This is a genomic window from uncultured Sphingomonas sp. (genome assembly GCF_913776855.1).
Taxonomy (GTDB): Bacteria; Pseudomonadota; Alphaproteobacteria; order Sphingomonadales; family Sphingomonadaceae; genus Sphingomonas.
In genome coordinates this window covers 56,407-70,206 of record NZ_CAJYQD010000034.1, presented here as the reverse complement: position 1 = coordinate 70,206, position 13,800 = coordinate 56,407, and the positions used below count along the sequence as shown (strand labels likewise).

Sequence of the window (13,800 nt, the reverse complement as noted above, 5' to 3'; positions counted from 1 at the left end):
AATTTCACTTTTTCGGTATCAGCCCGCGAACTGCTCCATCGTGATCCGGTCGTCGAGCGCATGTTCCGGGTCGAACAGCAGCGTCAGGTCGCGCACCCGGTCGACCGCGACATCGACCCGAGCGACGTCGCGCACTTCGCGTTGGTCGGCGACGGCCGATACCGGGCGCTTGTCCGGCTCCAGCACGCGAAGCGTAATGCGCGCCTTGTCCGGCAGGATGGCGCCGCGCCAGCGACGCGGGCGGAACGGGCTGATCGGGGTCAGCGCCAGCATCCCCGATCCCATCGGCAGGATCGGGCCGTTGGCCGACAGGTTGTAGGCGGTCGATCCGGCCGGCGTCGCGGCCAGGATGCCGTCGCACACCAGCTCGGGCATCACGACGCGATCGTTGACCGATACCTCCAGCTTGGCGGTCTGGCGGGTCTCGCGCAGCAGCGACACTTCGTTGATCGCGGGCAACACGCGCTGTTCGCCGTCCATCGTCGTGGCGGTCATGGTGAGGGGCGACACGCGGAACGGCTTGGCCCGGCCTAGCCGCCGGTCCAGTTCGTCCATGCGCCATTCGTTCATCAGGAACCCGACCGTGCCGAGGTTCATGCCAAATACGGGCACCGTGTTGCGCCGTTCCAGCAGCATGTGCAGCACCTGCAACAGGAACCCGTCGCCCCCCAGCGCGACGATCAGGTCGGCATCCTCGACGCCTACCCAGTCGTAGCGGGCGCGCAGCGTCTCCTCCGCTGCGCGCGCGGGGGCGGTGGGGGAGGCCAGCAGGGCCAATCGCGTCGTCATCCGCCGGTTACGCTCATATGGCGGGCGACGGCAGGCGCCGCCCCGGTTTCGATGCGGAAGTCATGCGCCGCGGGCTTGCGCGGCAGGGCGGCGTCCAGCGCGGCATCGACGGCCGCGATCCCGCCCTCGCGCAGCGCGTCCTTCAGATCGACATGATCGTCATGGCCAAGGCACAGGTACAGCTTGCCCTCGGTCGTCAGCCGTACCCGGTTGCACCCGGCGCAGAAATTGGCGGTGAGCGGGGAAATGAGGCCGAGCCGGTTGCCATGCTCCCCCACTCGCCAATAGCGCGCCGGCCCGCCGGTCTGGTGGTTGTCGCGGGTGAGGGTGAACCGGCCGGACAGGGTATCGAACACGCGGGTCAGCGGTACGAACCGGTCGGTGCGGTCCTCGTCGATTGCGCCCAGCGGCATGGTTTCGATCAGCGACAGGTCATACCCCTCGCGCCCGCACCAGTCGAGCATGTCGCCGACATGATCCTCGTTCAGGCCCTTCAGCACCACCATGTTGATCTTGATCGCCAGCCCCGCGTCGCGCGCCGCGGCGATGCCGTCCAGCACCTGCGCCACATCGCCTTGGCGCGTGACATAGCGGAATATTTGCGGATCGAGGCTGTCGAGACTGACATTGATCCGCCGGATACCGGCATCGGCCAGTGCGGGCGCATGTTCGCGCAGCCGGGTGGCGTTGGTCGTCATCGTCAGTTCGGACAGGCCGTTCCCGACCATCCGGCCCAGTCGCTGGCACAGTTCGGTAACGCCGCGCCGGACCAGCGGTTCGCCACCCGACAACCGGATCTTGTCGATGCCCCGCGCCACGAAGCGTTCGGCGATCAGCGCGATCTCCTCCAGGCTCAGCACCTTGGCGCGTGGCAGGAAGGTCATCGCCTCCGCCATGCAATAGCGACAGCGCAGGTCGCACCGGTCGGTCACGGAGATGCGGAGATAGCGGATGGTGCGGCCATGCGCGTCGATCAGGGAAGGGGCGCAGGACATTGTCGGCCAAGCTAAGGTGCCGGTGCGAACCATACAAGGTGTCCATTGCCGCCGCCCCAATGTCGCCATACAGTCCGCGCCCATGGGTGGGAATTGACCGCATGGACCGGCCACGATGCGGCGCAGCAGCGCGCGCTGTTCGTGCTGTCGTTTCGACAGCGTGACGAACTTGCCGCGATCTTGTCGCGCGCCGGGTGGCGGGTCGTCGCCGCCCGCCGTGCCGATGGCCTGCGGCAACGCGTCGCGGCCAGCGGTACCGCGATCGCGATCGTCGATGCGCGCGGCGCGATCGACGAAGGAATCGCTGCCACCGCCGAACTGTCGCGCATCGCCGGCCATGGTGATGCGTTGCTGGTGCTGGTGTCGCGCGGTGATGTGGACCGGCTCTCCGCGCTGCACGATGCCGGCGCGACCCATTTCCTGGTCAGCCCGATCGCGGGCGAGGTGTTGTTGCAGGCGGTGCGATCGGCCGAGCGCCATGTCGTGCGGATGGGCGGCGGCTGGCATGATCCGACCGCCGGTGCCGGGGCGCCGCTGGGGTGGCGGCACGATGCCGATCGCGGTTCGCTGCAGCTGACGCCGGCGCTGGCCGAAGCGACGGGCTTTGCTGAAACCAGCGATCCGCGCGGCCTGCTCCGGGCGCTGGGTCCCGACGGTCGCCGGATTGCGCTCGCGGCGATCCGGCGGTTGACCGAACATTTGCCGGCCACCGCCTTTGCCCATGACCTGCCGGGGCTGGGGCGGGTGGTGCAGCATGTCGCGCGCGATCCGCATAGCGGACGGCTCCATGCGTTGATCGAGCCGCTGGCACGGGTCGGCGATATCGGCGCGGTGGTGCGTGAGGCGCTCGGGTCGGTGCGCGACCATGCCGGGGCGGAACGCTGGCTCGACCGCCGGATCGAGGGGGGCGAGCGGCCCGGCATCCGCGTGCTGGCGGTCGGCGGGATCGACCCGATCAATCGACAGCAGGGGCGGGTGGTCGGCGACGCCCTGCTCCGCGCGGTCGAACGGAGGATCGAACAGGCGGTGCGTGACGCCGGCGTCGCGCGCGCGGCGCTGGCGCGGCTGGGCGGGACCGAGTTCGCGGTGCTGCTGCCGCACGGCAATGACGGGGGACTGGAAGAGGCGCTGAAGCAGGCGCTGGCGCGGCCGTTCGTCGCGGGTAGCGCGATGGTGTCGCTCGGATTGCGACAGGCGTGCGGCGTGGCTAGGGCGGGCGAAGGGGGCGGCGACTTCATCCGCCGCATACAGACCGAACTGCCCGGCGCACGATCGGACGAGGCGCAGGGGCCGATGGCAGCGGACAGCGCCGAACGTCTGGCCGGCGAAGTCCGCCGCGCGATCGATCGGGATGAGATCACCATACGGTTCCAGCCGCAGGTCGACCTGCTGGCCGGGCGGATCGTCGGGGTCGAGGCACTGGCGCGCTGGGATCATCCCGATCGCGGCGAACTGGGTGCCGAGTTGTTGTTCACGGCCGCCGGGCACGCCCGGCTGGCAGGTACGCTATCAGCGCATGTCCAGCATCTGGCGATGCGCATCGCGGCGGGCTGGGGCGCGCCGCTGTCGCGGCTGCGTCTGTCGATCAACGTGACGGCGGAGGATGTGGCGCAGCCCGACTTTGCCGAAACGCTGCTCGCCGCCGCCGCCGACAGCGGTTTTCCGCGTGACCGGCTGACCGTCGAGATTACCGAAAGCGGGCTGATCGTCGAACTGGGCGAAGCGGCGGGCCTGCTGGCCACGCTGCGCGCCGCCGGTTGCCGCGTGGCGATCGACGATTTCGGGACCGGCTATTCCAGCCTGGCCTATCTAAAGGCACTGCCGCTGGATTACCTGAAGCTCGACCGGCGGCTGACGCAGGACATCGTCGGATCGCACCGCGACCGGGTGGTGGTGCGTGGCGTGATCGACATGGCCCGCTCGCTCGACCTGACGATCATCGCGGAGGGCGTGGAGACGGTCGAACAACGCGACGCACTGGCAACCGAGGGGTGCCAGCTGTACCAGGGGTTCCTGTGCGCCGAACCGCTGACGGTGCCAGCGCTGACGGCGTTGCTGGGGTCAGCAGTTCAATAGCGCGCGATCGACAGATCCGCCGTTTCGATCGCCGCACGCCGTCCGGACATCAGGTCGGCAATCACCGCCGCCGATCCGCACGCCATCGTCCAGCCCAGTGTGCCATGACCGGTGTTCAGGAACAGGTTGCCGAATTTCGTCGCGCCGACGACCGGTGTGCTGTCGGGCGTCATCGGACGCAGGCCGCTCCAATAGCTGGCCCGCGACGTGTCGCCCGCACCGGGGAACAGGCTGCCCAGCGAATATTCCAGCGTCGCGCGCCGTGCCTCGGGCAGGGCGTTGTTGAAGCCCGAGATTTCCGCCATGCCACCGACGCGGATGCGATCGCCCAATCGGGTGATCGCGACCTTGTAGCTTTCGTCGAGCAGGGTCGACACCGGCGCGCGGGCTTCATCGACGATCGGCACGGTGATCGAATAGCCCTTGACCGGATAGACCGGCAGCTTGAGGCCCAGCGGCCCGACCAGCCTGGGCGAAAAACTGCCCATGGCCACCAGATAGGAGTCACCGGTCACCATGCCGGTGTCGGTTTCCACGCCCGCGATCCGGTCGCCCTGTCGCACCAGGCGGCGGATCGTCGTGCCCATGTTGAATTCGACCCCTGCCGCTGCCGCCATCTCGGCCAGCCGGTTGGTGAATTTAAAACAGTCGCCCGTTTCATCGCCGGGCAGGCGCAGCCCGCCGGCCAGCGGCATGTTGCTGCCCGCCAGCCCCGGTTCGGCGGCGATGCAGCCGGCACGGTCCAGCACTTCGTACGCGACGCCATCGGCCTTCAGCACCGCGATGTCCTTGTCGATGCCGGCCAGCTGCTTTTCCTCGCGGAACAGTTGCAACGTGCCCTGCATGCGTTCGTCATAGGTGATGCCGGTGCTGCGACGCAGCTCGATCAGCTGGTCGCGGCTATATTCGGCAAGGCGCACCATCCGCCCCTTGTTCACCGCATAATCGCGCGCGTTGCAGTTGCCGAGCATCGCGACCAGCCAGCGCAGCATCGCCATGTCGAACTGTGGCCGCAGGATCAGCGGCGCGTGCTGCATGAACAGCCACTTCATCGCCTTTGCCGGGATGCCCGGCGCCGCCCAGGGAGAGGCATAGCCCGGTGAAATCTCGCCCGCATTGGCGAAGCTGGTCTCCAGCGCAGGCCCCGCCTGCCGGTCGATCACGACCACCTCATGCCCGGCCTGTGCCAGATACCATGCGGAGGTGACGCCGATCACCCCCGCGCCCAGGATCACGATCCGCATGTTGCGTCCTCTTGTTCGTGCAAGGCCACGATCCGCCGGGCATGGCGATGGCGCAGGCTGGTCAGGATTTCATAGGCGATGGTCCCGGCATCCGCCGCGACCTGGTCGATGGTCTGGTGCGGGCCGATCAGTTCGGCATGGCCCGCCCCGATCAGCAGGTCGAGCGGTACGTCGGTCACGTCGATGCAGATGCTGTCCATCGATACCCGTCCGGCGATCGGCGCGCGCACGCCGGCGACATAGGCCGCGCCCCGATTGCTGAGCATTCGCGGCCAGCCATCGGCATAGCCATAGGACAGCGTCGCGATGCGCCGGTCATGCGCTGCGACCGAGGTCAGCCCATAGCCGACGCCGGTCCCCGCCGGCACGTCGCGCCATTGCACGATCCGCGCATCGAGCGTGACGACCGGCTGCATCGGGTTGGGCTGGTCCTCCTGCGGCGCACCGCCGTACAGCGCGATGCCCGGCCGCACGAGATCGCCGTGATACCCGCCGCCCAGAAACGCGCCCCCCGAATTGGCCAGCGATCGCGGCGCGGGCGGCAGCATCGCGGCAAGTTGCTCGAACCGCGCCCGCTGCGCCGCGTTCGCACCCGAATCCGCCATGTCGCCGCACGCCAGATGGCTCATCACCAGCACGACGTCGATGTCCGCCAGCTGGCCCGGATCAGCGGCGATTCCCGCCACCTCGTCCGCGCTCAGGCCCAGTCGCGACATGCCGCTGTCGATCTGCACCGCGGCGGGCAGGCGTCGGCCGCTGATCCGGGCCGCCGCGCTCCATCGTGCGATGTCCGCCGGACAGTTGAGTACGGGCACCGCATCGGCGGCGACCAGCGCCGCTTCCTCGCCCGGCGCGATCCCGTTCAGCACGAACAGCCGCGCATCGGCGGGCAGCGCAGGACGCAAGGCGTTTGCTTCCCCGGTCAATGCGACGAAGAATTCGCGGCAGCCCACCCGGTACAGCGCATCGGCGACCACGGCCGCGCCCAGGCCATAGCCATCGGCCTTCACCACGCCGGCCGCCCGCGCCGGGGCGACTGTCGCCGCGATTGTCCGGTAATTGGCGACCAGTGCGTTCAGGTCGATCGTCAGCAATGCCATCGGTTCCGTCTCTCCAGCTACCAGCGTAGCGCCGAATCTGTCGCAGGTTTTGCGATTGTGTCGAACGTCCTGCCATATTAATGCGATTACGCAACGAAATGCGGCATGAACGCAACGAAGATGAATCTTGACGCCATCGATCGCAAACTGCTCAACCTGTTGCGGCTCGACGCCCGCCGCCCGAACAATGCGCTGGCGGCGGAGGTCGGTCTGTCGCCGTCCGCGTGCCTGCGCCGGGTGCGGTTGCTGGAGGATGCCGGGGTCATCCGCGGCTACACCGTCGTCACCCGCGCCGATCCGGCCGACCATGGCGCGACCGTGATCGTGCAGGTGACGCTCGAGCGGCAGACCGAGGAGTATCTCTCCCGCTTCGAAGCCGCGGTGCGCCGCCACGCCGAGATCCAGGAATGCTGGCTGATGACCGGTCAGTCCGATTACTGGCTACGCGTCGCGGTGGAATCGGCCGCAGCGTACGAAGCGCTGCATACCGACATCCTGTCGCGCCTGCCCGGCGTGACGCGGATCAATTCCAGTTTCGCGATGCGCAACGCGCTGATGCCGCGTCGACGGGGGTAGGGCGGCCCTAGTCCTGCACCGCCGTTCGGTTCGAGCAGCTTCAAGGCCCTCGTCGAGAACCGGTCGTTTGCGGCACCCCCTTCTCGACTTCGGTTCTCGACAGGCTCGAACCTTCGCTCGAAGCAAACGGAGTGGGGAGTGGGGCAGCGTGCGAAAAATCCCCTACCGCAACGTCGCCAGTTTCTCCGCCGTCCGTACGTCATGCGCGACCACCGCGCCGCTCATCCGGTCGATCAGCCGCAGGAGCGCGCCGCCGCGTACCGCGCCGTCGCCGGGCATCACCTCGCTGCCCCATTCGCGGGCCAGCGCTTCGATCCGGCCGGTGCTGTCGAGCGTCATCGACCGGAACGGCAGGAGCGTCGCGGGCGAGGCGAAGCGGGACCCGGCATCGTCGACCACCGGATCGACCAGGATCGCGCCCACCACCCGCTGCACATAATGCGATGGCGACAGCCGCGCCCACCACGCCGCCGCACGGCATCCGGCGCCATGCGCCAGCAGGATCACCTGCCGGTCGGTTTCTCCCACGAACCGGTCGATCTTCGCGCCCAGCAGGTTGCGTTCGCCATCGGTCGCAGCGCCGAGTGGCAACAGTGTCGCGCACAGCCGGTCGACGACCTCGCGCAGCGCAGGGGGCGGCATACCGTCGGACAGGGCAAGGACCGAATAGGGGGTGGCAGCGGCGGCAACCATCATGTCGTCTCCCGTTCAGCGCATGTCGGGCAGGAGGCTATCATGTCCACACCTCCACGCAATCGCCGTAACGCCCCATGGCGACGAAGCGATCCTGCCATGCCACCGGCCGAGAAGGCCTGCGGATAGCAACGCGATTTTAAGGTGCGCGCTGCATAGCTCGGGCGGGAAAGGACCGAACGGCATGGCAGTCACTATCGAAATTCCGCCCTCCGACGATGTGCGCTGGCATGGCCTGTTGTCGGGGGCGGTCCGTCCGACGTACAAATGCCTTGCGCTGCGGATTCTGATGATCCGCCTTACCCATGCCTATGACCGGTCCGATGCCGATCGTCCGGCATTGATCGAAGAGTTGCGCAGCTTCTTTCGCGACAATTTCCGCTTCGCCCGTGACGATTTCGAAACCATCTTCAAGGGAGCAGCACGATGATGGGCCCCAATCCGCACCATGAGGGCCAATCGCTATACAGCGTGGCGGAGGTATCCGCGATGCTGGCTGCCGGCGACACGCTGATCCTCGCCGCCGAGGAAGCGATGCTCGCCGCCCTGCCGCGCGGCGACTGGATCGGCGGTACCAGCCCCTATTTCATGACCGCCGAAGCCGGCGGCGCCTATGCCCGCGACCGGATATTCGTCCAGCGGATGCCCGACATCGCGTCGGTCGCCTGGGTCGGGATGCTCGATCGCGCGGCATTACCCGGCATGGCGACACTCGGCCCGGACAATGGTTATACCATCCTGCTGATGCCGGGGCAGAGCGGTGTCCACAGTGATTTCGCCCTGCACGGGCTGGAATGGCCCGACATGTTCCGTCGCCCGGTGGTCGGTTGGGTCACCGGCGTCGCGGGCGATGCTGCCGCGACCTACCGGCCCAAGGTGTTCGACGGCCGCACCGGGCGCAGTGCCGACGACGCCGCGGTCGTGCTGCACGTCGCGCTGCCCGACGAAGCCTTTGCACGGGTCGACATCGTAAACCTGTTCGTGCCCGACATGGACGGGCCGGTACTGACCTTTGCCGAGGATACCGGCTTCACCGTCGAACGCGTGCTGGTCGATGGCATCCCGGCCCGGCTGGTCGATCACATCGCCGCCAACGGTATCGACACCCGCCTGCCGCTGGTCGCCGATTACAATGGCGCGATGATCAACGTCGCGACCGCCGCGATCGACGATGTTTCGGGAAAGGTCAGTTTCTTCGCCCCCGTGCATGAAGGGATCGAATATCGCTTCGCCCGGCCGATCGGCGATTATCCGCAGGAGTTTGCCGACCATCTCGGCACCCCGCGCGGCGAAGTCGCGTTCAGCTGCAACTGCATCCTGAACTATCTCTATGCCGGGCTGGAGGGGCAGCATACCGGCACCATGGCCGGGCCGGTCACCTTTGGTGAAATCGCCTATATGCTGTTGACCCAGACCATGGTGTATCTGGTGATCGAACGCGACGGACCAGGGCTATAGCGGCAGCGCGGTCGTCGCCTTCACCTCCTCCAGCACCGCATAGGTACGCGTCTCGCGCACGCCGGGCACCGTGGTCAGCGTGCGGCCGAGAAAGGCGCGATAGGCGTCCATATCGGCCATGCGGACCTTCAGCAGATAGTCGAAACCGCCCGCAACCATATGGCATTCCAGCACCTCCGGCAGGTCGCGGACATGGTTGGCAAAGGCGGTGAAGACATCGTCGGTGGTGCGATCCAGCAGCACTTCGATGAACACCAGCAGCGACCGGTCGAGCTTTCCGGGATCGAGCAGCGCGGCATAGCCCCGGATCACGCCGCTGTCGCGCAGCCGCCGGACGCGTTCGAAACAGGCGGCGGGTGAAATGCCGCATTGTGTGGCCAGTGCCTGGTTGGTGATGCGGCCATCGCCCTGCAGCACGCGCAGCAACTTGCGATCGGTCTGGTCCATCGTCTTCCCCTCGCGCACCTTGGCCCGAACATGGCCTGCCCAGAGGTTACTCCAGCCATTGTCGGAATGGCGTCCTTCGGTCTTCGGGTCAATCGTCGCTACCTTCTTCGGTAGATGCGCCCAACATACGAAGCACCTTCGTCGCTCTCCGCGATATACCGACGAACCGACATGGAGAGACGAATGCCCGCGATCGATTGGGACGCCCTGGACGCCGACAAGTTCATCGACGAATCGGTGCTGTTGCCGCAACTGTTGGCGCAGGTGCCGCTGACCCAGGCCGACCGGGCCGAGATCGTCGCCAACGCCGCGAAGCTGGTAGAGCGTACGCGCGCTGCCGCCGCGAAGCCTGGCGTGGTCGAAGGGTTCCTTCAACAATTCTCGCTGGGTACGCAGGAGGGGCTGGCGCTGATGTGCCTTGCCGAAGCGCTGCTGCGCACCCCCGATGCGGCGACCCGCGACCGGCTGATCGCCGAAAAGGTCGGCACCGCCGACTGGGCGGCGCATCTGGGCCAGTCGTCCAGCCTGTTCGTCAATGCCTCGACCATCGGCCTGACCCTGACCGGCAAGCTGGTCGGCGAGGAAGGGCCGGCGGGCATCGGCGAGACGATCCGGCGGCTGGCCGGGCGGCTGGGCGAACCGGTCATCCGCCGCGCGTTGGCCGCTGCGGTCGGCATCATGGGAGACCAGTTCGTGCTGGGATCGACCATCGAGGCTGCGCTGAAGCGGGCGGCGAAGGAGGGCTATCTCTGCTCGTTCGACATGCTGGGGGAGGGCGCGCGCACGCCCGAAGACGCCGAGCGCTACGAACGCATCTATGCCGCCGCGATCGAGGCGGTCGGCAACGCCCGCGCGCCGGGGAGTACTCCCGAGGAGGGGCACGGCGTATCGGTGAAGCTGTCGGCGCTGTGCCCACGCTACGAAGCGGTGCGCGAAGACGATGTGTTCGCCGACTTGTATCCGCGCATGAAGCGCTTGGCGCTGATCGGTGCGCGGCATAACCTGAACCTCGCGATCGATGCGGAAGAGGCCGATCGGCTGGCCTTGTCGTTGAAGCTGGTCGATCGGCTGGCGCGCGAGGGCGAGCTGGGCGACTGGACCGGATTGGGCGTCGTGGTGCAGGCCTATGGCAAGCGAGCGCGCGGCGTGATCGATCGCCTGGAGCGGCTGTCGCGCGATACCGGGCGGCGGATCATGGTCCGACTGGTCAAGGGTGCCTATTGGGACAGCGAGGTGAAGCGGGCGCAGATCGCCGGGCATCCGGGCTATCCGGTGTTCACGTCGAAGGCGGCGACCGATCTCAGCTACCTCGTCTGCGCGCACAAGCTGATTGCCGCCGCCCCGGCGCTCTACCCGCAATTCGCGACGCATAATGCCCACAGCCTGATTGCGGTGCGGCACATGGCCGACCGCGCCGGGGTGGCGATCGAACACCAGCGGCTGCACGGCATGGGGGAGGGGCTGTACCGACAGGCGGCGGCAACAATCGGCGGTAACGCGCTGATCCTGCGTGCCTATGCTCCGGTCGGCGGGCATGAGGAGCTGTTGCCCTATCTGGTACGGCGCCTGCTCGAAAACGGCGCGAACAGCAGCTTCGTCAACGCGCTGCTCGACGAGGAAGTACCGGCCACGACGCTGGTGGCGGACCCGGTGGCGGCGGTCGCCGCGACCCCGCGCCAGCATCCGCGCCTGCCGTCACCCGCCGATATCTATCCCGGTCGCGCCAACCCGCTGGGCCGCGACTATTCGATCGCGTCCGTCCGCGCGACGGCAGATGCGGCGCGCGGCGCCTTCACCACCCTCCACGCCGGCCCGATCGTCGGTGGCCAGACGTTGCCCGGCGCGGGCGCGGTGCCGGTGGCCAGTCCGGTCGACCATGGCCGTACCATCGGGTCGGTCACCACCGCGACCCCTGCCGATATCGACCGCGCCGCCGCACTGGCTCGCGTCGCCCAGCCGCGCTGGAACGCAGCCGGCGGTGTTTCGCGAGGGAAAATCCTGCGCGCCATGGCCGACGCGCTCGATGCCCGGATGGACCGCTTCATCGCGATACTGTCTGCGGAGGCCGGCAAGACGCTGAACGATGCCGTGGCGGAGGTGCGCGAGGCGGTCGACTTCTGTCGCTATTACGCGCTCCTCGCCGAAACCCGCTTCGCCGGGCCGACCGTACTGCCAGGGCCGGTGGGGGAGGTGAACCAGATCGAACTCCACGGGCGCGGCGTCTTCGTCTGCATCAGCCCGTGGAACTTCCCGCTGGCGATCTTCACCGGACAGGTCGCTGCCGCACTGGCCGCCGGCAACGCGGTCCTAGCCAAGCCCGCCGAACAGACCCCGCTGGTCGCCGCCGAGGCGGTCCGCCTGTTCCATGCCGCCGGGCTTGATCCTGACCTGCTGGCGCTGTTGCCCGGCGATGGCGCTGAGGTCGGCGCGGCGCTGGTCGCCCATCCGGCGATTGCCGGCGTCGCCTTCACCGGCGGCACCGACACCGCCTGGGCAATCAACCGCAGCCTTGCCAACCGCAACGGCCCGATCCTGCCGTTCATCGCCGAGACCGGCGGGCTGAACGGCCTGTTCGTCGATACTAGCGCGCTGCGCGAACAGGTGGTCGACGACGTGCTGCTGTCCGCTTTCGGATCGGCGGGGCAGCGTTGTTCGGCGCTGCGGCTGCTGTACCTGCCGAAGGACACGGCCGATGCGACGATCGAGACGCTGGTCGGGGCGGCGGGGTGTCTGGTCATCGGCGACCCGGCCGATCCGGCGACCGATGTCGGCCCGGTCATCGACCGTGACGCACGCGATGCGCTGAACGCGCATGTCGAGCGGCTGGAGCGGGAAGCGAAGATCCTGTTCCGCGCCGACACCCGCGGCCACGATTCGCGCGGCACGTACTTCGCGCCGGTCATCGCCGAAGTGCCCAGCCCCGACTTCCTCGAACGTGAGGTGTTCGGCCCGGTGCTGCACATCTATCGCTACGACCCCGCCGATCTGGCGGACGTCGCGGGCAAGCTGGCGGCGCGCGGCTATGGCCTGACGCTTGGCATCCACAGCCGGATCGACCGCTTTGCCGAGGAAGTTGCGGCGCTGGTCCCGGCGGGGAACGTGTATGTCAACCGGTCGATCATCGGCGCGGTCGTCGGCGTGCAGCCGTTCGGCGGCGAAGGGCTGTCGGGTACCGGCCCCAAGGCGGGCGGTCCCGACGCGCTGCTGCGCTATGCCGCCGAACGATCGACGTCGATCAACATCATGGCCAAGGGTGGCGATCCGGCGCTGCTCAACCTGTAGCAGCGCGGATCGTCACCCGGTCGCCGGCGAAGTCGAGCTGGAAGAACGGGGCGGCGGTCCCGCCGAAGCGGGCGCGGCGGAGCGACACATCGGCGCTGGCGTCCGCTCCGTTCAGGCCGGCATAGTCGACGAACGCGGCCACCTGCCCCTCCCCGGTGACCCACCAGCAATAGGCTTGCATGGGTTCGGCGGCTGGATTGCCGGCGACCAGGCCGCTGCCGTTCACCGGTCGCCACGGCCCGTCCATGCCGTTGGCGACCAGCGCGTACAGCCCCGTGGGCGCAGGCAGGCCGGGGGCGAAGCGCCTGGCCTGGGTCGACCAGAACAGGTAATACAGCCCGTTCCGCAGGATGATGTGCGGGCGTTCCAGTTCGCTGTTCACGCCGATCGCGTCGACCAGCGGTGTGCCTGGATGCCACGGGGTATCGGCGCTGTCCCGGCTGGCGATACCGATCACGCCGTCGATCAGGGCATCGGTCCATCCCGCCGATCCGACGAACAACAGGTGATCGCGACCCGTCGCCGGATCATGGAAGAAGCCGGGGTCGCGAAACCCCTTGATGCCGGTCGCGGGAGCTTCGATCTCATTGGCGACGCGGTAGCATTCGCCGTCCGCTACGACGCTTTCGACGGGCGGCGACCAACCGTCCGTCCGGGTGTCGGGGCCATCGACGATGAAGCGCCCGACCGTCTCGAACAGCCGCTGTTCGAAGCTGTGCGGGCCGCCCCGCCGGCCGGCGGCGGTGAAGTACATGGTCAGCGTCACGCCATCCTCGGCCAGAACTGCCGACCCGGACCATTCGCGGCTGCCCGGCGTGAAGCCATCGGGGAAGGTAGCGCCGTGCAGCCGCCACCCGTCGCTGCCATGGCTGGTCAGGTAGATGCGCGCGGCGTCGTGCCGCGATTCCGGGTCGGCAAAGCGCGGCGTGCCGAGGAAGAACCAGTAGCTGCGCCCGTCGACGAACACCGTCGAACCGTCGGCACGGGCGATCTGCCACATGTCCCAGAAGTCGTGGGCCGGGTCGATCGGCACGATGTCGGCAGGCGTCAGGACGGGCAGGCGTTCCGGGCCGTCCGGGACGATCCGCGCGACCTGTTCGGCGGACCAATGGGTCAGGGCGTGGGGCAGGGGCGACATGC

12 protein-coding genes are annotated in these 13,800 nt (G+C 68.1%); 5 read left to right on the top strand and 7 right to left on the bottom strand.

The window, feature by feature from the left end:
- Window positions 1–18 precede the first annotated feature (18 nt).
- Together QZ755_RS10080 and moaA are read right to left on the bottom strand one after the other, a co-directional pair.
- Window positions 19–789: an NAD kinase gene (locus tag QZ755_RS10080; RefSeq protein ID WP_294322435.1), complete on the bottom strand. Its 771-nt coding sequence runs from the start codon at window positions 787–789 to the stop codon at window positions 19–21.
- Entirely contained in the window at window positions 786–1,784 is a 999-nt protein-coding gene (moaA, locus tag QZ755_RS10075; protein WP_294322432.1) for a GTP 3',8-cyclase MoaA, read from the bottom strand. Before moaA ends, QZ755_RS10080 begins: the two co-directional genes overlap by 4 nt.
- 93 nt (window positions 1,785–1,877) lie before the next feature.
- On the opposite strand from moaA, the gene QZ755_RS10070 reads away from it, so the two are divergent.
- On the top strand, window positions 1,878–3,860 hold the full coding sequence (locus tag QZ755_RS10070) for an EAL domain-containing protein (RefSeq protein ID WP_294322430.1): 1,983 nt from the start codon (window positions 1,878–1,880) through the stop codon (window positions 3,858–3,860).
- Here QZ755_RS10070 and QZ755_RS10065 read toward each other — a convergent pair.
- Both QZ755_RS10065 and alr read right to left on the bottom strand, forming a co-directional pair.
- The gene (locus QZ755_RS10065) at window positions 3,854–5,104 is read right to left on the bottom strand and encodes a D-amino acid dehydrogenase (protein ID WP_294322428.1); all 1,251 of its coding nucleotides are present in this window, start codon (window positions 5,102–5,104) and stop codon (window positions 3,854–3,856) included. The two genes, QZ755_RS10070 and QZ755_RS10065, sit on opposite strands and share 7 nt — an antisense overlap.
- On the bottom strand, window positions 5,092–6,204 hold the full coding sequence (alr, locus tag QZ755_RS10060; protein ID WP_294322426.1) for an alanine racemase: 1,113 nt from the start codon (window positions 6,202–6,204) through the stop codon (window positions 5,092–5,094). The genes QZ755_RS10065 and alr overlap by 13 nt, the downstream gene beginning before the upstream one ends.
- 105 nt (window positions 6,205–6,309) lie before the next feature.
- Here alr and QZ755_RS10055 point away from each other — a divergent pair, with 105 nt between their 5' ends.
- Window positions 6,310–6,780 (top strand): Lrp/AsnC family transcriptional regulator, encoded by a 471-nt coding sequence (locus tag QZ755_RS10055; RefSeq protein WP_294322424.1) that lies wholly within the window; start codon window positions 6,310–6,312, stop codon window positions 6,778–6,780.
- A gap of 162 nt (window positions 6,781–6,942) precedes the next feature.
- On the opposite strand, the gene QZ755_RS10050 is transcribed toward QZ755_RS10055, so the two are convergent.
- Window positions 6,943–7,476 carry an alpha/beta hydrolase gene (locus QZ755_RS10050; RefSeq protein ID WP_294322422.1) on the bottom strand — a complete coding sequence of 178 codons (534 nt, stop codon included), beginning with the start codon at window positions 7,474–7,476 and terminating at the stop codon, window positions 6,943–6,945.
- Between the two features lie 181 nt (window positions 7,477–7,657).
- On the opposite strand from QZ755_RS10050, the gene QZ755_RS10045 reads away from it, so the two are divergent.
- Together QZ755_RS10045 and QZ755_RS10040 are read left to right on the top strand one after the other, a co-directional pair.
- Complete coding sequence (locus tag QZ755_RS10045) at window positions 7,658–7,903, top strand: hypothetical protein (RefSeq protein ID WP_294322421.1); 246 nt, start codon at window positions 7,658–7,660, stop codon at window positions 7,901–7,903.
- Window positions 7,900–8,931: a hypothetical protein gene (locus tag QZ755_RS10040; RefSeq protein ID WP_294322419.1), complete on the top strand. Its 1,032-nt coding sequence runs from the start codon at window positions 7,900–7,902 to the stop codon at window positions 8,929–8,931. The genes QZ755_RS10045 and QZ755_RS10040 overlap by 4 nt, the downstream gene beginning before the upstream one ends.
- Here QZ755_RS10040 and QZ755_RS10035 read toward each other — a convergent pair.
- Window positions 8,926–9,378 (bottom strand): Lrp/AsnC ligand binding domain-containing protein, encoded by a 453-nt coding sequence (locus tag QZ755_RS10035; RefSeq protein ID WP_294322418.1) that lies wholly within the window; start codon window positions 9,376–9,378, stop codon window positions 8,926–8,928. The genes QZ755_RS10040 and QZ755_RS10035 overlap by 6 nt on opposite strands.
- A 183-nt stretch (window positions 9,379–9,561) precedes the next feature.
- On the opposite strand from QZ755_RS10035, the gene putA reads away from it, so the two are divergent.
- Complete coding sequence (gene putA / locus QZ755_RS10030) at window positions 9,562–12,660, top strand: bifunctional proline dehydrogenase/L-glutamate gamma-semialdehyde dehydrogenase PutA (RefSeq protein WP_294322416.1); 3,099 nt, start codon at window positions 9,562–9,564, stop codon at window positions 12,658–12,660.
- Here putA and QZ755_RS10025 read toward each other — a convergent pair.
- Window positions 12,650–13,798 carry a glycoside hydrolase family 68 protein gene (locus tag QZ755_RS10025; RefSeq protein ID WP_294322414.1) on the bottom strand — a complete coding sequence of 383 codons (1,149 nt, stop codon included), beginning with the start codon at window positions 13,796–13,798 and terminating at the stop codon, window positions 12,650–12,652. The two genes, putA and QZ755_RS10025, sit on opposite strands and share 11 nt — an antisense overlap.
- Window positions 13,799–13,800: the final 2 nt, after the last annotated feature.